Origin of the sequence: Candidatus Palauibacter sp., from assembly GCF_965222475.1 — a bacterium.
Lineage (GTDB): Bacteria > Gemmatimonadota > Gemmatimonadetes > Palauibacterales > Palauibacteraceae > Palauibacter.
In genome coordinates, this window is sequence record NZ_CBDCUB010000007.1 from 511,837 (window position 1) to 532,061 (window position 20,225).

Annotated in this window: 15 protein-coding genes; 9 read left to right on the top strand and 6 right to left on the bottom strand. The window is 67.9% G+C overall.

The features are described 5' to 3' along the window. Nucleotides 1-47: 47 nt before the first annotated feature. Nucleotides 48-2,330, top strand: coding sequence for a hypothetical protein (locus ACOQPP_RS14235; protein ID WP_419165852.1), 2,283 nt, complete (start codon nucleotides 48-50; stop codon nucleotides 2,328-2,330). Nucleotides 2,331-2,337: 7 nt separating this feature from the next. Beyond that, nucleotides 2,338-3,342 (top strand): N-acetylmuramoyl-L-alanine amidase-like domain-containing protein, encoded by a 1,005-nt coding sequence (locus tag ACOQPP_RS14240; RefSeq protein WP_419165851.1) that lies wholly within the window; start codon nucleotides 2,338-2,340, stop codon nucleotides 3,340-3,342. On the opposite strand, the gene ACOQPP_RS14245 is transcribed toward ACOQPP_RS14240, so the two are convergent. Continuing rightward, nucleotides 3,339-6,545, bottom strand: a complete 3,207-nt coding sequence (locus ACOQPP_RS14245; protein WP_420636770.1) for a carboxypeptidase regulatory-like domain-containing protein — start codon at nucleotides 6,543-6,545, stop codon at nucleotides 3,339-3,341. The two genes, ACOQPP_RS14240 and ACOQPP_RS14245, sit on opposite strands and share 4 nt — an antisense overlap. 180 nt (nucleotides 6,546-6,725) lie before the next feature. Between ACOQPP_RS14245 and ACOQPP_RS14250 the strand changes: the two genes are divergently transcribed. Together ACOQPP_RS14250 and ACOQPP_RS14255 are read left to right on the top strand one after the other, a co-directional pair. Then, complete coding sequence (locus tag ACOQPP_RS14250; RefSeq protein WP_420636771.1) at nucleotides 6,726-7,244, top strand: transposase; 519 nt, start codon at nucleotides 6,726-6,728, stop codon at nucleotides 7,242-7,244. Then, nucleotides 7,169-7,903 (top strand): transposase, encoded by a 735-nt coding sequence (locus ACOQPP_RS14255; protein WP_420636856.1) that lies wholly within the window; start codon nucleotides 7,169-7,171, stop codon nucleotides 7,901-7,903. Before ACOQPP_RS14250 ends, ACOQPP_RS14255 begins: the two co-directional genes overlap by 76 nt. A 154-nt stretch (nucleotides 7,904-8,057) precedes the next feature. Here ACOQPP_RS14255 and ACOQPP_RS14260 read toward each other — a convergent pair whose 3' ends face one another. Continuing rightward, the gene (locus tag ACOQPP_RS14260) at nucleotides 8,058-9,686 is read right to left on the bottom strand and encodes an amidase (RefSeq protein WP_420636772.1); all 1,629 of its coding nucleotides are present in this window, start codon (nucleotides 9,684-9,686) and stop codon (nucleotides 8,058-8,060) included. Nucleotides 9,687-9,744: 58 nt separating this feature from the next. Here ACOQPP_RS14260 and ACOQPP_RS14265 point away from each other — a divergent pair, with 58 nt between their 5' ends. Beyond that, nucleotides 9,745-10,941: a sulfite oxidase gene (locus ACOQPP_RS14265; RefSeq protein ID WP_419165848.1), complete on the top strand. Its 1,197-nt coding sequence runs from the start codon at nucleotides 9,745-9,747 to the stop codon at nucleotides 10,939-10,941. A gap of 9 nt (nucleotides 10,942-10,950) precedes the next feature. After that, on the top strand, nucleotides 10,951-11,334 hold the full coding sequence (locus ACOQPP_RS14270) for a DUF2784 domain-containing protein (protein ID WP_419165847.1): 384 nt from the start codon (nucleotides 10,951-10,953) through the stop codon (nucleotides 11,332-11,334). A gap of 21 nt (nucleotides 11,335-11,355) precedes the next feature. Here the strand turns inward: ACOQPP_RS14270 and ACOQPP_RS14275 are convergent, their stop codons facing one another. Continuing rightward, nucleotides 11,356-12,528 carry a sulfite oxidase gene (locus ACOQPP_RS14275; protein ID WP_419165846.1) on the bottom strand — a complete coding sequence of 391 codons (1,173 nt, stop codon included), beginning with the start codon at nucleotides 12,526-12,528 and terminating at the stop codon, nucleotides 11,356-11,358. 934 nt (nucleotides 12,529-13,462) lie between these two features. Here ACOQPP_RS14275 and ACOQPP_RS14280 point away from each other — a divergent pair. The 3 genes from ACOQPP_RS14280 (at nucleotide 13,463) to ACOQPP_RS14290 (ending at nucleotide 17,293) form a co-directional block, all read left to right on the top strand. Further along, a complete protein-coding gene (locus ACOQPP_RS14280) occupies nucleotides 13,463-14,749 on the top strand; it encodes a hypothetical protein (protein WP_420636773.1) in 1,287 nt (428 codons plus the stop codon). A gap of 4 nt (nucleotides 14,750-14,753) precedes the next feature. Then, nucleotides 14,754-16,004, top strand: coding sequence for a carboxypeptidase-like regulatory domain-containing protein (locus tag ACOQPP_RS14285; protein WP_419165844.1), 1,251 nt, complete (start codon nucleotides 14,754-14,756; stop codon nucleotides 16,002-16,004). 153 nt (nucleotides 16,005-16,157) lie between these two features. After that, nucleotides 16,158-17,293 (top strand): IS630 family transposase gene (locus ACOQPP_RS14290; RefSeq protein WP_419165592.1). Its coding sequence is split into 2 segments (ribosomal slippage): nucleotides 16,158-16,590 and nucleotides 16,590-17,293, totalling 1,137 coding nucleotides; the frame shifts between segments, so codons are not numbered across the junction. Nucleotides 17,294-17,300: 7 nt separating this feature from the next. Here the strand turns inward: ACOQPP_RS14290 and ACOQPP_RS14295 are convergent. The 3 genes from ACOQPP_RS14295 to ACOQPP_RS14305 are packed head-to-tail and all read right to left on the bottom strand — an operon-like array spanning nucleotide 17,301 to nucleotide 20,189. Continuing rightward, the gene (locus tag ACOQPP_RS14295) at nucleotides 17,301-18,749 is read right to left on the bottom strand and encodes an amidohydrolase family protein (protein WP_420636774.1); all 1,449 of its coding nucleotides are present in this window, start codon (nucleotides 18,747-18,749) and stop codon (nucleotides 17,301-17,303) included. Next, nucleotides 18,746-19,861, bottom strand: coding sequence for a helix-turn-helix domain-containing protein (locus ACOQPP_RS14300; protein WP_419165842.1), 1,116 nt, complete (start codon nucleotides 19,859-19,861; stop codon nucleotides 18,746-18,748). Before ACOQPP_RS14300 ends, ACOQPP_RS14295 begins: the two co-directional genes overlap by 4 nt. Next, the gene (locus ACOQPP_RS14305; protein WP_419165841.1) at nucleotides 19,854-20,189 is read right to left on the bottom strand and encodes a killer suppression protein; all 336 of its coding nucleotides are present in this window, start codon (nucleotides 20,187-20,189) and stop codon (nucleotides 19,854-19,856) included. Before ACOQPP_RS14305 ends, ACOQPP_RS14300 begins: the two co-directional genes overlap by 8 nt. Nucleotides 20,190-20,225 lie beyond the last annotated feature (36 nt).

Here is a 20,225-nt window from a genome sequence, read left to right on the forward strand (position 1 = left end):
TCCAAGTGAAGTGTCCGCGAGTCAACATCTTGCGAAGGTGAGACACCATGCCCAAGAAGCTCGATGCCGGCGACCTGAGTTCCCACCTCGCCGACCATGCGGCGCGGCGGTTGGGGGACTCCGAGTTGCCCAACCCCACCCTCCTCACGCGGTCGGTGGAGAAGGAACTGCCGGTCGTGAACGACGACCTCACATGCATGGTCGGGGGCGACGTCACGATCGACGTCTTCAACGCGCCCGGGGATGAGGATCCAGCCGGACTGTTTGGAGAGGCCCCGGCGGAAGATGCGGAACCGAAGGGTCTCGAGATCCGAACGCCGGTCCTGTTCGCGGCGGACTCGGCATGGCTGGCCTATCGCACGACCGCCCGGGTCATGGCGAAGGGAGGACTGAAGGCCGCGACGTTCGGATTTGCGGCGAAGGCGGACGGCGAGGTCTCCGTCCTCTTCCACGACTATCGGCGTCACCACGCGGAGGACTTCGTCGGCCCGGCGGTCGCCCGCGATCTGGCCACGGCCCGATTCGTGGTTTCCGCGGCGGACGTCCGCTCGCTCGCTCGCGGGGAGGCGCTCGCGCTCGAGGTGAACGGAACCCTGGGCGCCACCGTGAGCCTGAAGTGGTCGGACGTGTTCACCACCCACATCGGCGCCCTCGGCGGGCTTCTCGCGTCCGGGGAGGACCTCGGCGTCAAGGTCGGCGCCCGCCTCCGGGCGAGCTTCAAGGTCAAGATCGACGACCACTTCCTCGTCGTCTTCTCCCGGCAGAGGGAGGGGGAGATCGACGTCCAGGTCAGGAAGTCCGACCGGGATGCGCTCGCCCTGCGCGCGGCGGCCCGCGTCAACGTGCGGTTCGCCGACAAATCGCAGACCGAAGAGGCGCTCGGGGCCGCGATCGAGGCGCTTCTCGGCGAGCCCCTGGAGCAGGTGAGGGCGATCCTCGCGAAACCGAGGGTGGCGGACCTCGATCCCCGCGAGCGAGCCCTCGCGGACCGGCTCGTCGACCGGCTGCGGATGGAAGGGAAGCGTCTGCGGCTGGCCGCTCTCCGGAAGCGGATCGAGAAGCTGGAGTCGGACGCCGCCGCCCTGATCACGCGGATCGCGGAGCAGAAGGCGGAGTTCGCGGTCGACTTCCTCTACAGTCGCACCCGCACCGAGGAAGCGCTGATCGAGGTCACGCTGGACGAAGCCCGGCTGGGGGACGGGTTCCGGCCGCTACACGGCGCGATGCTCCGCGGCGACTTCGCGCGAGTGCTCGAGGATGGCGCCTCCGCGGCGGCGAACGGCGTGACGCTGCGCCGATTCCTGGAGGAGGACACGGTGAAGACGACCCGGTCGTGGGGCGTGTCCCTCGATCTCGGCGATCTCTTCTCGATGGGCGGGAAGGCGCGGACGTACATGCGGGAGACGATCCGGAGGGACCGTCGCCTGGAGCGCAGCCGCTTCAGCTTCACCGCGATCGAGGGCTACGCGGGCAAGTGGGGCCGGGACAGCTGCCAATGGAAGACGACGCTGACCGCGAGATCCCGTGACTGGACCCCCGGCGCCGCCCCGACCGCGGACGGGTTCAACTACACGCTGCACCTCCTCATGCAGTACGGAGAGCGGCGACTCTCAGCTCGTGACGCGGGGCGGTTCGTCGATCTCGGTGTCCTCTGGGGCAGCGTGACGCCGGGGGGCGCGCGGGCCGCGAGGGCACGCCTCGAACGCGTGGGGCGGGAGCGGAGAGACGTGGAGGTGTCGTTCCACCTCCGGTTCAGAAAGGCGACCTTCCCGACCCTCCTGGAGCTGCTCACCGGGGCCGACGCGCGGGCGCTCGGCATGGCGCTGGGCCGGGCGGTCCCGTGGCTCGCCGACGAACCGGGCCGCGAGACACCGCTCCTCCGACAGCTGTTGTACGGGGACCCGTGGCATCAGTATCTGGAAGATCCGTCGCTCTCGGCCGGCGACCTCGCCGCCGCCGCGTCGGCGTCGGCCCGCGGGTCCGGTCACGCGGGGCTGGCCGGCTTCGAGCGCCGGATGCGACACTGGTGGACGGTGGGCGATCTGGCGAGGAAGAACGGAGATACCCGTGGACGCTGGGCTGATCTCGCGAGAGGCGCCGAACGCCTGCACGAGGCGATCGCGGGCGGCGGACCCCACACGCAGGTTGGCGAGGCGGCCCGCCTCATGCGCCGGGGCTGGGAACACGCGTTCCATGTCAGGGCGCTCGGGGTCTATCTGACGGAGGCGTTTCGCGCGCACCCCCACCTGTGGGGGTCGGTGAGCCGCTCCCTGCGGGTCGAATACAGGGAAGGGGAGGAACGGGTGGTACTCAACCTCAGTTCGACGTGAATTCGAGATGAAATGGCGCGGCGTTCTCACGCTGGTGAAGGTCATCCTCTGCATCGTGGTGACCGTGGTCGCCATCGCGGCCCTCGCATCGTGGCAGGGACAGCCCCCGACCTCGACCGTGGTTGACGAGACGGCCGGTATCGGATCGGGGTCGGGCGGGGGAGGCTCGGCGTCCACGTCGCCCGGCCCGGCGGTCTGGACACCGGAGGACTGGGCGGTCTTCGAGGAGAAGGTCCGCTTCGCCGCCGAACGCGGGCTCGCCGACACGGAGTTGGGCGAGGCCATCGTCCAGCTGGCCGAGTCGTTCGTCGGCACGACGTACACGCCGGGCACGCTCGAGGAGCCGGGACGGGAGCGGCTCGTCATCAATTTCCGCGAACTGGACTGCGTGACGCTCGTCGAGAACGTCCTCGCTCTTACGCGCTTCGTCCGGGAAGACGGAGCGGAGGCCCTCGCGGATCCCGTCGCGGCGCGGGCCCGGTACGAGGCCCACCTGACGGATCTTCGGTATCGTGGCGGCACGCTCGACGGATATCCGAGCCGCCTCCACTACTTCTCGGAATGGCTGACGGACAACGCTTTGAAGGGCCTGCTGCGCGTGGTCACCGGCGAGCTGGATCCCGCGGCCGATCCGGAGCCGGTGCGCTTCATGTCCGAGCACCCCGAGGCGTACCGGCAGCTGGCCGATGCCGGCGTACTCGAAGCCATCGCCACGATGGAGGAGAGGCTCGACGAGGGGCCGGACCGGCTGTACGTGCCGGAGGGCCGGATCGCGCAGGTGGCGGGCCGCATCCGGCCCGGCGATGTGATCGCGGCCACCTCGACCGTCGCCGGGCTGGACGTCGCCCACACCGGATTCGCCGTGTGGCGCGACGGGGCGCTCCACCTGCTCCACGCCCCCCTGGTCGGCCGCTCCGTGGAGATCTCGGAGCAGCCCCTTGCCGAACGGATCCTCTCCATCGGCTCCCAGGACGGCATCATGGTCGCGCGCCCCGCCGAGCCCCCCGGCTAGTTGATCGTGTAGGTCATCCCGGCCTTGATCCGCCGCCCCTTCGGATCGTGCGTGAGGCCGTCGTACGAACCCTCCTGATTGACGAGCGGCGGCCCCGTCCCCAGCAGGTTGAAGCCCGTCGCGAAGGCATCGATGCCGTCGGTCAGCCTCATCATCACGGTGGCGTCGAACGTGCCGAACGAGTCGATGACCCGGTGGTCCGTATCAACCGAGTCCGGATCGTCGTAGGACGAGATGTAGTGGAGGTTGCCGATCACCGAGTAGCGCTCCTGGTGGTAACCGACCGAGGCTGACCACTTCCACTTCGGCAGAGGCCAGGCGATCGGATTGTAGCGGTTGAGCTTCCCCGCCCCCTGCGCCGCGGCCTGCAGTTCCACGCCATTGAAGTTGAGAGCATCGATGTTGTACGTGCGGGTATAGGTGCCGTCCAGTCCGAGCGAGATTTCGCCGCCCCCGAGCGTGCGACGCGTTGCCACGCTCCAGTCGAAGCCCGAAGTCTGCATGCCCGGCCAGTTGATCAGGTTGATCCGGATACGCTCGATCAGGGCCGAACTGCACGTCCCGGTCCCCCAGCCGTCCGGGCACTTCACGAGTTCCTGAACTGCGGCGCGGCTGGCGCCCTCCTCGTGGTAGAGCCGCGTGATGCTCGCGTGGGGGATCACATTGATCACATCCCTGAAGTCGTAGCTCCAGAAGTCGAACGTGGCCTGCGTGCGGCTCGGATAGTGGAAGAGGATGAGCCCCACGTTGCCTGTCAGCGCCGTCTCCGGATCGAGATCCTCGCTACCGCGCGTGTCCACCGCCTTGTAGACATCCACTTCCTGCACGTACTCGAGCGCGGTGATCTGGTCGGTATTCACGTCGTCCACCGATGGAACCCGGAACGTGGACTGCAGCGACCCGCGCAGCGCCAACTGGTGGTTGTCGGACTCGGACAGGTTCACCCGTGCGGCGACCTTCGGGTTGAAGCTGCTCGCGATATCGTGGAACTCGTAGTTGGCGGCAAACTGTACATCGAGCCAATCGCCGAGATTGATCGGTATCTCGCCGTAGAAGCGGTGGACCGTCTGCGCGTCGTCATAGGGGAAATACCCCGTCGTGAACGTGAACGGCCCCGCCTGCTCGAGGCAGGACCGGTCCCCCGGCACCTGGCAGGGGTTGATGGCCTGGTTGCCCGCGTCGTTGGGCGTTCCCGTCACGTCGAAGCGGCGGAACTGGTATCCCAATGCGTAGCCGAGCGCGTCCGAGATGGCGCTGCCGCTGAAGGTGGCCTCGGCCACGAACAGATCGGCCGTGTTGAAGAGGTCCACTTCCTCGTTGATCCAGGCCAGCAACTCGGGGGAGTTGGCCGCGCCGGCGACGTAGCCGGGGTTGTTGGCGTTCGTGTAGCTCGTCCCCGGCTGCTCGGCGCGCTGGATCGCGTTGCTGAACGGGTTGTAGAACATGCAGTCGCCCTGCCCGGCCACGGCTCCCCCGGTCGAGCCGAGCGACATGCCGGCCGCCGAGGTGGGATCCACGACCACGCCCACGCCGCAGTCCGGGCCGCCGAACCCGCGGTAGGCCAGGTACTTCCGGTAGGCGTACTCGGCCGGCTGGTTCACGTTGCCCGTGGCACGGGAGTAGCTGGCCGAGATGTCCAGGTGGCCCTCGCCGCCGCCGAAGCTCTCGAAGTGGCGGTCCAGCGAGGCTGCGATCCGCTGCGTGCGCGACGACCGCCGCAGCTCCCGGCCGGGGCCGCTGTTGCCGACCATGCGCCCGTAGAAGTACCAGTCGTCCTGGAGGCAGTCCGCCGCGGAGCCGAACCCGCCGCCGGCCGCGTTGGCCGCGCAGAACGCCTGCCGTCCCGGGTTCTCGGGCACGACCAACTGCAGGCCGTCGTAGAGCGAGATGGGCGGGAACGAGGGCGTCGTCCTCCATTCGGGTATGGTGGCTTCGGCCCACAGCCCCTCCACATGCAGCGTCGTGCCGGTGCCCAGCTCGCTGTTCAGTTCGCCGAAGGCCCGGACGTGCGTCTGCTTCTCGATCAGGTTGTCGTACGGCTGGTAGCGGAACCGGCAGGTCACGCCCTCGTTCACCCCGCCGAAGTTCTCGCACTCGGGATCCACGAACAGACTTGGATTGTCCCCGAACTGCGAGTCGATGAGCGCGCTCACGAACTCGCCGGGAGTCTCGTTCCCGGTCAGGCTCGGCATGAGGAAGGCGCCCGGGTTCCCGTAGTAGGACCATCCCCCGCCGCCGGGTCCCGGGTACGGCCGCAGCCCCCAGTCGCGCTCCTCCGGCATGAGGTCCTGGCGTGCCGCCCACTCCGCCGAGAGGACCACGTTCGTGGACGCCCCCAGGCTGCCGCCCCAGATCGCGCCCGCGTTCGAGTCCCCGGCCCCGCTGAAGTAGTCGTGTGCCGCGGTGAACTCGAAGCCCTCGAAGTCCTGCCGCGTGACGAAGTTCGCCACGCCCGCCACCGCGTCGGAGCCGTAGATCGCCGAGGCCCCCTCCTTCAGCACCTCGATGCGGTCCAGCGCGATGCTCGGAAACGCATTGACGTCCACGAAGCGGCCGCCGGGGAGCCGGGACGGCGTGTACACCTGCCGCCGCCCGTTCAGCAGTACGAGCGTACGCGAGGCCCCCAGGCCCCGCAGGTTGACGCTGGCTACGGTCTCGGGGATCAGCGCCCCGCTGCGGTTGTACCAGCTGCTGCGCTCCCCGAGAGTGCCGTGGTTGGCGCCAAGTCTCTTGAAGAAGTCCACGGTCTGCGGCGAACCCTGCTCCTGCATCGACTCCCGGCTCGCCACGTCCACCGCGTACGGGAGGCTGATGGGCGGGGCCGCGAAGTGCGTGCCCGTCACCACCGCGGTCAGCTCCTGCACCGTCGCCGTGCGTAGCGATATGAGCTGGACATCGACCACGGTTCGGTCGCCGGCCCCGACCACCGCGCCGCCGCGCGTCTCGATCGTGAAACCGGGGTAGACGAAGCGCAGCGAGTACGTACCCGAGGGCAGCCCCGTCAGGCTGTAGAGCCCCTGAGCGTTGGTCAGCGCCGTCCGCGACTCGTCGCCGAGTACGGGACTCGTCGCCGTCACGCTCACCGTCGGCAGGGCGAGTCCGTCTTCGTCGGTGACGGTGCCGCTGATCGCGCCGTCCTGCGCCAGCGCCGGCACGGGCCACGCCAGAGCGAGCACCGCAACAAGGCGTGTGCTGGTCGTCATGTTGCTACCTCCTCGTGTACAAGTACCGTCAGCACCGACACCCGGACTCGCAGAGGTCAGCGCCCCAAGCTGCGGTCTTGGATATGACCCCCAGATCCTGGACACCCCACCATTGTGACGATTGACCTCCGGGCGCGGTGCCGCGCAGGGTAGAACCTGGCAGACCGGAGGGAGGTTGTCATGGCACGGCGGCGGTACACGCCCAAGCTGAAGGCGCGGGTGGTGCTGGAGGTCTTGGGGGGCGAGAAGACGCCCGGGCAGGTGGCCAGGGCGTACGGGGTGCACCCGAACTCGGTGCAGCTCTGGAGGCGGCACTTCGTGGACCGGGCGCCGGAGGTCTTCGCCGAGGAGACGACGGTGAAGGAGTACGAGCGCCGGATCCGGGATCTGGAGCAGCTGTTGGGCAAGAAGGAGGTCGAGATCGCGCTGCTAAAAAAATTTCTTGGGCCGGAGCGGCTGAGCGTGGCTGAGAAGGTGGCGCTCGTCTCCGGCACGCGCGAGACGTACGGCCCGGCGCCGTCGCTGCGGGCGGTGGGGCTGGCGCGCTCGACGTGGTACCACCACACGCGGACGAGGGTCGCCTACGCACGGAAGTACGCGCACCCGGGGCGCCGCTCAAGGCGATCGCCGAGGCGCACCCGGAGTATGGGTACCGCCGGAGTACCGCGGAACTCCGGGAGACCTACGGCTACCGGGTGAACCGGAAGGTGGTGGCGCGGCTGCACCGGCTGTGGGATCTGTCCTTGAGGCGCACCGTTACGCGGCCGAAGCCGAGCGCGGTCCGGCGGGCCATCGACGCCGCGGGGCCGCGCGCCAACCTGTTGTCGGGGCGGTCGAAGGCGGAGATCGGAGCGCTGGAGGTCTTCTACACGGACTTCACCGAACTCCTCTACGCCGGCGGGACCCGGAAGGCGTGGCTGATCCCCATCCTCGATCACCGGGCGAAGTACGTGCCGGGCTTCGCCGTTGGAGCGTCGGCCAACTCCGATCTGGCGCTCTCGGCCTGGACGGCGGCGGAGCGGACCCTGGCCCGCCTCCGGAACTCGCTGGACGGGATCATCGTCCACCAGGACCGGGACCCCGTGTTCACCGGCTACGCATGGACCGGCCGGCTGCTGGCGGCGGGTGCGCGCCTCTCCCACGCGCTCCGCGGACCGAGGGACAACCCGGAGATGGAGAGCTTCTTCGGCCGGTTCAAGGTGGAGAACCGGTCGCTGGTCCTCGACGCCGGCTCGCTCGAGGAGCTCGCGGCCGTCGTGCGGGACCGGATCAACTACTACAATCGGGTGCGCCGTCACTCCTCCCTCGGAGACCGGCCACCCCTGACGATCATCGAGGACTTCTACCGCGAGGGTTGAGCAGCACAATAAACCCGGAGATCGGGTGTCCAACTTTTGGGGGTCACTTCACTTCGTCCTTGAATGGTTCTTGCACTGCTTCATAAATAACCTCGACGGTGCCCGAGTTGCCACCCGTCCCCCCCCTTTATGGGAGGGGACAGATCTCGGGTGACTACCTACTGATCTCCGGGAAGCCGTCCGGGGGACGGCGGTGTCGCGTACCCTGCTCGAAGCCGTAAGCGAGGCGCAGGAGCAGACCTTCATCATAGGGACGCGCCAGAATCTGCAGGCCCGCCGGCAGCGTGCCGTACGTGTAACCCATTGGAACCGTGATGGCCGGCATGCCGGTCGCCGGGGCCACGCGCTGGCTGTTGTCCCCGCAGTAGTCCTCGTCACCCCGATCGATCGCGGCCGGCACGCAAAGCCAGGACGGGTAGATGGCAGCATCCAGACGCTCGAGGTCCATCGCCCGCACGAGGTTGCCGAGGTACGCCTGTCGGCCCTCGTTCTCCGCGTAGTCCGGGCAGGGCTCGTCCCAACTCGATGGATGGACATCGAGAGGGGCGCCCTGGTTGCGCCGCAGCGATGCCTGCGCATGGTCGGAATAGCGCCCGTCCTCGAGCACCTCGAGGACATCGGCCATCGGCGCCCCCGGGCCCAGCGACTGCAGGTAGACCCACATGTCGTAGCGGAACCGGCGGCAGAACATCCCTTCGCGCTGCGACTCCGCCTCCACATCGAACTCGAACGGGTCGACGACTTCCGCCCCCAGCTGCCGCAGGTCGTCGATCGCCGTCTCGAAGAGCGCGAGGATCTCGTCGTCCGTCTCCGCGGGGTCCACGAGAGCGCGCAAAACGCCGAGTCTCGCCCCGCGCAGCCCGTCCACCTCGAGGAAGGCGGCGTAGTCTTCCTCCACGCGCTCGCGTCCGGCTTCAGTGTACGGGTCCGCGGGGTCGTAGCCGGCCACGACATCAAACACGCGCGCGACATCCTCCACCGATCGGCCCATCGGACCGGCGATATCCCGGTCGAAGGAGAGGGGGATCACGCCGTCCCGGCTCGTGAGGCCGATTGTGGATCGGATGCCCACCAGGGCGAGGTGCGAGCTGGGCCCTCGAATGGAATTGCCGGTATCGCTCCCCAGCCCGATCACGCCGAAGCCGGCGGCCACCCCGGAGGCCGTGCCGCCGCTGGAACCGGCGGGGACGCGGTCGAGGGCGTACGCGTTGCGGGTGGTGTCGAAGGACGAGCTGACGGATTGCCGCGGGCTGAACGCCCACTCGGCCATGTTTGTCTTGGCGACGACGATCGCGCCGGCCTCGCGGATCTTCCGCACCATGAAGGCGTCGTCCGGCGGAAGGTTGTCAGCGAGCGCGATCGAGCCACCGGTGGTGACCATATCGTGCGTGTCGAAGTTGTCCTTGACCAGCATCGGGACGCAGAAGAGCGGTCCCGTCGCTTCGCCGCCGGCCAGCGACGCGTCGAGCGCATCGGCTCGTTCCAGGGCGCGCGGGTTGAGCACGGTGATCGCGTTGATGAGATCTTCGTAGGCCGCGATCCGGGCGAGGTGCCGCTCCACGACCGCTCGGCAGGTCGTCGTCCCGTCGTGGATCGCCGCCTGCACTTCGGCGATCGTCGTCTCGACGACCTCGAAGGCCGGGCTGCTCTCCGGGCTGCACGACGCCCATCCGGCCCCCATCGTGCCCAGCAGCAGCGCCGGGACCGAGTGTCGCTTCCGGTGGACACCGCCCGCTCCCCGCCGCCCCCCGGCCGTCCCGGCTGCGTTGCTCCTCGGTCGCATACGCCTAATATGCTCTCTGAACGCGCCCTGCCAAGCGTCGAACCGCGAGACTGCGCAGATGAAACCGAAAAAAGGGACCTTCCGCCTCACACGTCGAGACTTCGTCCGCGCCGCGAGCGTGGGACCCGCGGCCGCCTGGCTCGCCGCCTGTGAACGTGCCGGCGACGCGGGATCGGCGGCGGCCGCCGGACGAGAAGTAGCCGCGGCGGCCCGGTGGGTGAAGGATCCCTCGCCCTTCGTGCAGCGGGTCACGAATCTGGAGACCCGGCTCGAACTGATCGACGGCTTCCTCACGCCGAACGAACTCTTCTTCGTCCGCAACCACTCTCCCACGCTGACGATCGACCCGGCCAGCTACTCGCTCCGGGTCGAAGGGGACGGCGCCGAGACCGAACTGAGCCTCGATCTGTCCACGCTGGAAGCCCTGCCGCAGCGTACGATCACCGCCTACCTCGAATGTGCCGGCAACTGGCGGGGCCTGTACCCCGAACTCACCGGCACGCGCGCCAGCGGCGGGCAGTGGTCGACGGGCGCGGTTGGTTGCGCGGAGTGGTCGGGGCCCTCCCTGGCCACCGTCCTCGAACTGGCCGGCGTCCGACCCGAAGCCGTCGACGTGAACCTCGTGGGCCTGGACAGCTCCGGTTTCGAGCGCGCCATGCCGCTCGACAAGACGCTGGATCCGAACACCCTGATCGCGCTTCGCATGAACGGGGAGCCGCTCCCCGCCGACCACGGGTTTCCCGCCCGGTCGATCGTGCCCGGATGGTCGGGTTCCAACAGCATCAAGTGGCTGGGCCGGATCCAGATCGCCACCGAACGCGTATGGAACCGCAACAACACGAGTTCCTACGTCCTCATCGGCGACGAGTGGCCGGCTGAGGACTACGCGCCGGCGCAGGGGAAGGTGATCAACGAATTGGTGGTCAAGAGCGCGCTGGCTCTCCCGCGTCCCGCTCGGCTGGCGCCGGGTTCCCACGCCATCCACGGTTTCGCACACGCCCCGGACGGTCCCGTGGCGGCGGTTGAATGGAGCCCCGATGGCGGCGCGACCTGGCTGCAGGCCACGATCGTCGAACCGATCCTCCCCCTGGCCTGGCAGCGTTTCGAGTTCGAATGGGAGGCGAGGGCGGGAGCGCACACGCTCGTCACGCGCGCCACGGATGCGGCGGGGAACACACAGCCGGATGAGCCTCTGATGAACGACAAGGGCTACCTGCTGAACGTCCCGCTTCCGCACCCCGTCCAGGTGGAGTAGCTCCGCGTCGTGGGGTGGAGGCTGCTCGCGGACATCGTCCTCGTCACACACCTCCTCTTCATCGCCTTTGTCGTCGCCGGCGGGTTCGCGGCGGTCCGCTGGCCGAGGCTCGCGTGGGCGCACGTTCCCTGCTTCGTGTGGGGAGCGCTGATCGAATTCGCGGGCTGGATCTGCCCGCTCACGCCGCTCGAGAACAACCTTCGTGTCGCGAGCGGTCAGGCCGGCTACTCCGGCGGCTTCATCGAGCGCTATCTGCTGCCGATCATCTATCCCGGCGCGCTGAACCGGGAGATCCAGATCTGGCTCGGGCTCGCCGTGCTGGCGTTGAACCTGGCCGCCTACGGTTGGCTGATCCGGCGGATCCGCGCGAAGAGCGTCAGGTTACGCCCTTAGCAGTCCTGCGGGCCGACCGGCTCAGTCGATGAGGACGGTCCGGGTCAGCTGCCCGTTGCTCTCCCAGTACGTCCTCTTGTTCACGAGCATCGGGTCGTCCGCCGCCGGCTGGACGTTCCCGTTCGCGTCGATCGCCCTCGAGACGATCGTGTGCTCCCCCGGCGTCGCGTCCCAATCCGCGCGCCAGAACGTCCATGTGTGCGGGTCGCCCTGGCCCTCGCCCAGCGTCGCCGCCCGCCACGCGCCATCGTCGACGCGGACCTCCACGCGCGCGATGTCGGCGCCCCACGCGGCCCCGTGGATGGCGTAGCTGTCGCCGTTTCGCGTCACCTTGGCGGGGACCGAGTTGATGTTGACGCGACCCACCGAGGTCTCCGTCCACACCGTGGCCCCGTCGCGCTCCTCCGCCCGCAGCGTGACGTAGTCGCGGGCCATGAACTTGCCCATGAAGCGCCGGTCGCGGAGTCCGATGCGCGTCAGCCACTTCACGTTCGCGATGCCGTACCAGCCGGGCGCGATGACGCGCAGCGGGGACCCGTGCGCGTTCGGCAGCGGCTCGCCGTTGACCTCCCACGCGAGGATGATGCCGGGGTCCATCGCGTCTTCGAGCGACAGGCTGCGCGCGAAGTTCTGCGTCACGGTGTTGCCCCGGATCTCCTCCTCGCCCTCGTCGGCCCCGAAGAAGACGACCTCGATGCCCTCGTCCTGCACGCCCGCGTCGGAAAGGACATCCGCGAGCCGGGCCCCCGCCCAGCGCGCGTTGTGCACGCCGCCGATGAAGGAGGGACGGCCACGGTTCCCGGAGCACTCCAGCGTGAACACGACCTCCTGACGGGGTCGCTCCCGAAGTTGGGCCAGGCTGAACGTGCGGGGCCGGTCGACGAGCCCCCCGATCTCAAGACTCCAGTCGCTCTCGGCGATAACCGGCGATCCGTAGTGCCCCACGCGGAACATCTGACTGACGGGCGTGATCCAGGAATCCAGCTCTTCCCAGTTCAGGATGTTCATCCGCTCGGTCAGCCCCGGGTGCGGGCGCTGGACCCACGGGATCACGACCTCCTGCTCGAATCCGGCGAGCCAGCCGCGGAAGATGTCCGTCGGCAGGACCGCGAGACCGGCCGCCGCGGCGCCTCCCTGGATCAGCACTTGTCGTCGGGGAATCGGGTTTCGCTGGCTCAGGGTGCCGGATCTCATGATTAACCTCGGACGGTGAGTGGATTGCCTCCCTCGGAGGCGGGCCTGCTCTGCATCTGAGCGTCGGCGTAGCGCGCGGCGCAAGACCAGGTTCCGCAGGACAGACGTCTCGGCGTGCCCACGTCGCGGGCACGTCCCGCTCGACCACCACCGCCTTGCCCCATGTGTTGAACGCCTTTGGGGTGCACGAGCCGCCCCTCCTCCCGGTCGCCCGACCAACTGCGGGATGGTGGCCACCAAGACCGGAGGTCGCGGTGACGCGGGTCGGATTGACGTTCTTCCGGCACGAGTGCAAATGACCGAGCTTGTCCGGTTCAACGACATCGGAACCCGGCTTCAGCGCTGGGTCCAGGCCGTTCGCTGTTCTCCGGGGACCCCGTCCCACGAGTTCGGCGCACGGCCCGGCTGCGTGACGACCACTAGGCCGGCTGTCTTCGGGCCTCGTGATTCTGAGGGCGCGGCAGCTTCGCCGATCCAGGATCCCGCTGGGAGAACTTAGCGGTCCGGCTCGGACTCTCCGGTGCACGTTGACCCGCAATCCCGCCGGTGGCCGAGGCACACCTCAGGGAGTTGGAGCGACCGGCCCCGGACCTGCCGCTCGCGGCGTTCATTTCGGAGCATGTGCCGCCGCCGCTCCTGGACGAGGTTCCCGCGACCGGGTGCCAGCCGCCGACGGATCAGCGAGCCTCCGCCGTAGGATGGTTTTTCTCGTTCTCATCGTTTTCTTGACAAAACTCATCGTTTTCGCAACAAAATTCATCGATTTTGGCACTATCCAGCTGCCGAGGAGCTCCTAGCTTCATAACGATTCCGAGCTTCAAGGGGCTGGGTGTTCGTCGTCGGCACGGCCCCTGGCGGCGATGCCGAAGCCCCAACGACCCGAGTCTCCCTGCTGCGAGCCGGGGGCGATCCCTACTCCCATCCGGTGACCGAGTTGCGGAGCCCTTGGTCCGACAGCGCGGCGGTGGCCGTGTCGGGTACGCCGCGCGGGGTCATCGTGTCGTCCCGCAGTTTCCCGTTTGGGTGGTCGGCAGCCACAGGGGACGGCGGCCCGGCGGCATCCGGTCGCATCCCTCCGGGGAACGAGGCCTACTACTCCAGCGACCCCTGGGTCGGCACCGGAGTGTTCGCGCTCGACTCCGGCTTCGTGCAAGTGCTGGCCGATCTCGCGTCGGACCGACGTCACCTCGTCATCTACGACTCGTCGGGTGCGTTCAGGCGTCGACGGGTCATCGACGTCCCGTTCGGGATCCTCGACACCACGCCGGACCGGGGGCAACTGCTGGCCCTCCGCCGGACGGACCGCGTCGGGCTGCTGGGGCGCGACACGCTGTGGGTCGCGGATGCGCGGCGCCGCGTCAACCTTTACGATGCTTCGACCGGGGAGAGTCTGGCGGATTTCGGCCCGCCCACGTGGGATGCCGCGACGGCGGGCGGAGAGATCGTGCGACCGTTCGCGGCGCTGGCGAACCACAGCATCATGGCCTTCAGGTGGGCGGAGAGGGACGTGCTGGCGGAGGTGCTTGCATTTCGCGTCGAGCGCGGGACCGCTCCGGAAGGCGCTCCCCTTGCGCTTCTGGACCTCCGGGACCGATCCGTCGCGGCCCAAGTACCGACGGGCGACGGCAGCCTGCGGTTGCGCAACCCGTATTCTCACAGCGATATGATTGCCGTGGGCCCCCGCGGGAGACGCGTCGCGGTCATCCGACGTCCGACGCCGGAGGGCTCGCCCGCGTTCTTCGTCGCGGAGCGGCACGACGTGTTGCGAGGTATCGTGGACACCGTTCAGGTGTCGTATGAGCCGCGCCCCCTGGACGCCGGCGAGATCCGGGCGTGGGCGGAAGATCTCGGACCCGTGGAGCGGGTGGTCGAACTCGGCGTGTTCCCCAACCGCGCGGCGGGGGTCGAAGCGGTGCTGGAGGCGCTCGACGCGCCCGGCCACCACCCGCCGGTCGAGAACCGAGGGCGGGGCATCGTCGACGAGGGCGTGATCATAGACCCCGATGGCGGCATGTGGTTTCGACGCTACGACGCGTCCGGACGGTCGAACGAGTGGATCGTCGTCTCCGGCGAGGGCGGCGCGGGGGTGGTGTCGCGGGTGGCGGTCCCCGAGGGCGCCCGGCTGCTCGCCGTGAGCGGAGACCGGGTATGGGCGGAGGTGCGCGACGCGTTCGGCGTGCCGGCGGTCCAGGTGCTTCGGATCCAGGGCGCGGGCGGCTGACCGCATGACTCGTTACGCCCGCGTCCGCGCGATTCTCGCCGCGAGCCTCGCGTTCGCCCTGCTTGCGCCCGCGGTCGCCGCGCAGGAGCCGGGCGCGCGGCTGACGGGCATCCTCGTGTCGGAGCGCGATGGCGCGCCGGTGGACGGGGCGGTCGTGTCGCTCGACGGTCTCGACGGCGTCGTCGTGTGGGAGACGCTGTCGAACGGGCGCGGCGCGTTCAGCCTGCCGCTGCCGCCTCCGGGCACGTACCGCGTTCGGGTGTCGCGGATCGGCTACGAGTCGTGGGCCTCCGACACGATCAGCGTGGCATCCGACGTGGAGCCGCTCACCCTGCGCTTGGAGATCCCGGTGCGACCGGTGCCGCTCCCGGAGCTGATGGTCACGGAGCAGAACAACTGCCCGACGACGCCCGAGGAGCGGCGGCGGGCGTTCGAACTCTACGAGTCGGTCCTCCCGATCCTGGACTCAATGTCGACCGCGGAGACTCGCGACTCTCTGCTGGTGCGGCTGGAACGGCCGGTCAGGATTTGGAAATACGGGTTCCGCTGGGGACGGGACACCGTGACCGTCATGGTCTCGGAGCCGCTGAGCAACGCGCCGCCGGGACACATGGAGGCGTACGGATACGCGGACGTCGTTCGTGATTCCATGACGACGTTCTACGCCCCGGACGGTGCCGCGCTGGCGTCGCCGGGGTTCCTCGCGACGCACTGCCTGAGCACAGCCGAGGCCGGGACCAGGGCTGAGATCACCGCCGGACTGGCGTTCGGGCGTGCGGGGGCAAGCCGGCCTCAACTCTCCGCGCGAACCGGGGCTGAGGTCACGGCCGGACTGGCGTTCGAGCCGAGGCCCGGCCGGGAGGCCGTCGACGTCAGGGGCGTGCTGTGGATCGACACCGTGGCCAACGAACCGCGGGAACTGGAGTTCAACTACACGTCGCTGCGGCCGTTCCTCGATCGACATTTGGCTCCGCTGCTACGGCATGACATAGAGGGTCGTCGTTTTCCTGGACGCCGCGCCCGCATTAGCCGCACCCACGTCCAGGAGTCTCTTTTCGGGGGGCACCTTCGCTTCGAGCGTGTAGCCGGTGATCGTTGGCTGATCGGCGAGTGGTGGATACTCAGGCCGCGCCTCTTCCCTCGCCTCAGGACCGATGCGCACATGGGGATCTCCGTCTCGCCCACCGCGCATCCGCTCGCGTACAGCGGAAAGGTGCTTGCGTTGTTCCGCCGCACCGACCGTTCTCCGCGATGACCGGCGATCCGTCCCCCGCGCGGATTGGGAAGGCGTTCGAGGACCCCGCCGGGCGTTTCGCTACGGATTTCTGAACTAGTGTCATGTCACACGTGATATGTCGTAAGGATCGTGATAGACTTCTTGCCGGTTCACGATGGCGGGGAGGCTGGCATGAAACGGTATTCGGTGGAGTTGGAAGCGGGGGAGCGCGAGGCGTTGGCGGCGATGACACGCAAGGGTTCGCATCGTTCGCGGAAGGTGATCAACGCGCTGGTTCTGCTCAATTGCGACGAGGGCGAGTTCAACGAGCGGCGCACGACCGGCGGGGCGATCGCCGGGGTGTTGCGGATCAGCGCGCGCAGGGTGGACCGGGTCAAGAAGCGGTTTGTGGAGGACGGTCTGGATGCGGCGCTTGGGGGCCGGCAGGGTCGTCGCGCGAAATACCTTCGCAAGGCGGACGGCGAATTCGAGGCGCGGCTGGTCGCGCTCAGTTGCGGCGATCCGCCCGAGGGGCGCGCGCAGTGGTCGCTGCGCCTGTTGGCGGACCGCGCGGTGGAACTTGGCTATATCGACAGCGTCTCGCACGAGACGGTGCGGCGGGTGCTAAAAAAAACGCCCTCAAACCGTGGCGGCGCGTCGGCTGGGTGATCCCGCCGCGGCGCAATGCCGACTTCGCAGCGGGCATGGAGCGGGTGCTCGACGTCTACCGGCGTCCGTACGATGCGAACTTCCCGGTGGTGTGCATGGACGAGACGCCGCGCCAGCTGATCGGCGAGACGCGCACGCCCGTCCCGCCGGCACCGGGGCGGGCGGCCCGCGAAGACTACGAGTACCGGCGCCTCGGCACCTGCAACGTGTTCATGGCCACCGAACCACTGGCCGGCCGACGCCAGACCAAGGTGACCGAGCGCAGGACCAAAACCGACTGGGCCCGCTTCCTGCGCGACATCGCCGCGCAGTACCCCGACGCCACCCGAATCACGCTGGTGATGGACAACCTCAACACGCACCGCCCCGGCGCGCTCTACGAAACCTTCGAACCCGCCGAGGCCAAGGCGCTTTGGGATCGCTTCGAGTTCGTCCATACTCCCAAGCACGGCAGTTGGCTGAATGTCGCCGAGGTCGAACTCAACGTCATGATCCGCCAATGCCTCAATCGCCGCATCGACTCCATCGACACCCTACGCGCCGAAGTCGCCGCCTGGCAGGCGGCCAGAGACCGAATCCAAGCCAAGGTCAACTGGCAATTCACCACGGACGACGCACGTGTCAAGCTCAAGCGTCTCTATCCGACGTTTGATGTGTGACGTGACACTAGCGCCGCCGGCCGGGACGCCAGGCGGATTCCTCCGAAGCGTCCGTCGGCCCGATCCTTCCTTCCGTCCTCGCGAGCAGTTCGTCCGGCGAATGAAGACGTCCCCGCGCGAAGACGAACCGGACATCCCGGGCGGCCCGCACATCCTCCAACGGGTTCCCGCGCAGAATGACCAGATCCGCGATCTTCCCTTCCTCGATGCTGCCCAACTCGGCTTCCAGGCCCATCGCGCGCGCCGAATTGAGGGTCGCGATGCGGAACACGTCCGCTGGCGGGACGCCGGCGCGCGCGAGCGCCAGCAATTCACGGTGCACAGCGAACGGAGACCAGTACTGTCCCCAGCTCGGGTGGTCCGTGCCGAGGGTGATCAGATCCCGTCCCCCGCCATCGTAGAAGGCCTTCAGCGTCCTCCACTTGATCGGCGACATCTTCGCGAACGACTCGTTCACGGGGCGGAGCGGACGGGCCTCGACGATCTCCCGCATGTAGGGCGTCAGGAAGCGGAGTTCATCCGTCCAGTACTCGGTCATCTCCGGGTCGTGCGGACCCCAGTATCCGTAGATGGAAAGCGTGGCGTCGAAGTTCACCCCGTGGCTGACGTAGAGGTCGATGATGTCGCGGAGTGCGTCGCCCTCGAAGTCGTCGAACTCCTGCAGCGAGGCGTACGCCGTGCGATCCGCCGGCATCATGTCGCCGCCCAGGAAGTGCTCGACGCGATCGATGCCCATGAGGATCGCGCCGCGGGGGTTCACCGAATTCCCGAAGCCGGAATCGAGGTGGGCGGTGACCGTGAGTCCGTGCTCGTGCGCCTGTTCGATGAGAGGGGAGAGGTGCTCCGGCCGGATCCCCTTGGCCTTGAAGCCGGCCGCGCCGAGTGACGCCCAGTGGTCCACTTCGCGGCGGATCGAGTCGGCGGTCATCGCATCGTCGTCCCATCCTCGCCGCCAGGACCCGAAGTAGGGACCGGAGTTGAGGATTCGGGGACCTCTGCGATCGCCGCTCTCGATGGCGAGCCGCAGTTCGCGCATGCGGACCGGGTCCATCTCGCCCGCCGGGAACGTCGTCGTCACGCCGTTGGCGAGGAAGAGTTCGGGATAGGCGGCGGTCTCATCCACACGGCCCTCGCCGAACAGGTCCACCGCGTAGTGAGCGTGGAGGTCGAAGAACCCCGGAAGGATCGTGTCTTCCCGCTCGACGTTGACGGTGATCGTGAAGTCGGCTGTATCCGGCGGCGGGCCGATGGAGATGATCCGCCCGTCATGGATGGTGATGCCCTCGTTCTCCACGAGCGTTCCGGTATGCACGTCGAGCCAGCGCCCCCCGGCGATCACGTAGGTCGCCTCGCCCTCGACGAGGTCGCGCAGGTCCCCGAGGTCCCCGCACCCCCCTGCTGCCGCGATCCCGAAGAGGCAGAAGATCGAACCCCGCCACGGTCGTTTCGCAGTCATCGCTGACGACTCCTCCCGGTGTCAGGTTCGTCGGCCCACTTGAAGCGACGCTTCAACTCGTTGCAATGCGAATGCGGCAACAGACCCTCGTGCTGCAACCGCCCCACGATAATGCCCGGAGATACGCCGCACTCGCGGGCAAACGCCCGAATCCCGGCCTTGCTGTAGGGCCGCATCCTCCGGAGTCGCTCGAACTCAGGTCTCGGAACCAGCGCATTGGCCGCCCACCGATTGGCCTCCGCTTCCTGCTCTCCCTCGTGCCGATGCCCCTCGATGAAGATCAGTTTCTTTCCATGAAGCAGGATATGGGCGGCCTCATGGAAAAACGTGAACCACAAATGGTCGTCGGTACGATACCGAAGGCTCAGCTGAACCAGCGCCCTGTCCGGCGCAATCCAGCGCGTGGCGCCACTCGCACGACAACCCTTGAACTCGGAAACGAACGAAACGATGACGCCGGCCCGCGCACAGGCGGCAACGAGCTTGTCCTGGAAGAATTCCGGTTCTCTCCGGGTCAGGGCTCTGGCTTCCCGAAGCGCCGCCCTGAAAGTCGCCCGGTCATATGGCTGGCCAGGTACTCTCTCAGCCTCGATCAAGCCTTGCCGCAGCCAGACGGCCAGCGAGCCTTCATCGACATCGAAAGCCGCCGATTTTCGGAACGCAACGTTCTGAAGCGCAAAGAGATCCGACCACTGCTCAGGGCTGGAGACGCCCAGGAACGCCAGCAACTCCCGCACACGCTCGGGCTTGCTCGCCCTTCGCCGAAGCAGGCCTCGCTTCACCATCTCCGCGACGGGGAACTTCGAGAGCCAGGACACACGCCGAGCCAACGCGTCCTCTTGTGCCCGACGTGCGAGATACTCGCGATAGTGTTGTTCTCGAGTATTCCAAAACGCGGCCGGCACTCCCAGCACCAATTCGAACTGCAGCGCCGTGTCGACCGTGATCGCGGCCTTTCCGTTGACAATCTCGCTGATCGTCTTCTTCGGTCGTCCCGTGCGGGTCGCCAGCTCAGCCTGTGTCAAGCATCGCTCACGCAGGATTTCCCTCAGAGTGTCGCCGGGCGGCGACACCTCATCGGGGGAGTATCGGCTCCTCGCGGACTCACTCATGGGTGTCCTCGACTCCAAGAATCCTTACGGTTGTGACGCCGGTCCAATCGAGCCCTCCATCCGGCTTCACCGGTACGGGCTCGTCTGCCGGCTCGAGCAAGAGGCGATACGGGTGACGCAAATCGAGGGAGAGCACTCCGGCCAACTCCCTCTTCAGTTCATGACAGCGACCGGGCAATCTCCTCATCACTTCGAGGTTCTCTGCCGCTCGTAGGTCGTCGAGGCGGCGCCTGATCCTTCTGGCTCCATCTGCCCCCCAAACCCGGGTCCCTGCGTGAATCGAATTACACTGCTTTTCAAGCCGTTTGGTCCTGAAAACGATGTCCAATCGAAAGCCACCTCGGCGCCACCATTCCATAAAAGA

Coding starts and splice junctions, on each gene's coding strand:
- ACOQPP_RS14275 (WP_419165846.1), bottom strand. CDS start 12,528: ATGAGATCCGGCACCCTGAGCCAGCGAAACCCGATTCCCCGACGACAA.
- ACOQPP_RS14235 (WP_419165852.1), top strand. CDS start 48: ATGCCCAAGAAGCTCGATGCCGGCGACCTGAGTTCCCACCTCGCCGAC.
- ACOQPP_RS14265 (WP_419165848.1), top strand. CDS start 9,745: ATGAAACCGAAAAAAGGGACCTTCCGCCTCACACGTCGAGACTTCGTC.
- ACOQPP_RS14240 (WP_419165851.1), top strand. CDS start 2,338: ATGAAATGGCGCGGCGTTCTCACGCTGGTGAAGGTCATCCTCTGCATC.
- ACOQPP_RS14295 (WP_420636774.1), bottom strand. CDS start 18,749: ATGACTGCGAAACGACCGTGGCGGGGTTCGATCTTCTGCCTCTTCGGG.
- ACOQPP_RS14250 (WP_420636771.1), top strand. CDS start 6,726: ATGGCACGGCGGCGGTACACGCCCAAGCTGAAGGCGCGGGTGGTGCTG.
- ACOQPP_RS14285 (WP_419165844.1), top strand. CDS start 14,754: ATGACTCGTTACGCCCGCGTCCGCGCGATTCTCGCCGCGAGCCTCGCG.
- ACOQPP_RS14245 (WP_420636770.1), bottom strand. CDS start 6,545: ATGACGACCAGCACACGCCTTGTTGCGGTGCTCGCTCTGGCGTGGCCC.
- ACOQPP_RS14260 (WP_420636772.1), bottom strand. CDS start 9,686: ATGCGACCGAGGAGCAACGCAGCCGGGACGGCCGGGGGGCGGCGGGGA.
- ACOQPP_RS14300 (WP_419165842.1), bottom strand. CDS start 19,861: ATGAGTGAGTCCGCGAGGAGCCGATACTCCCCCGATGAGGTGTCGCCG.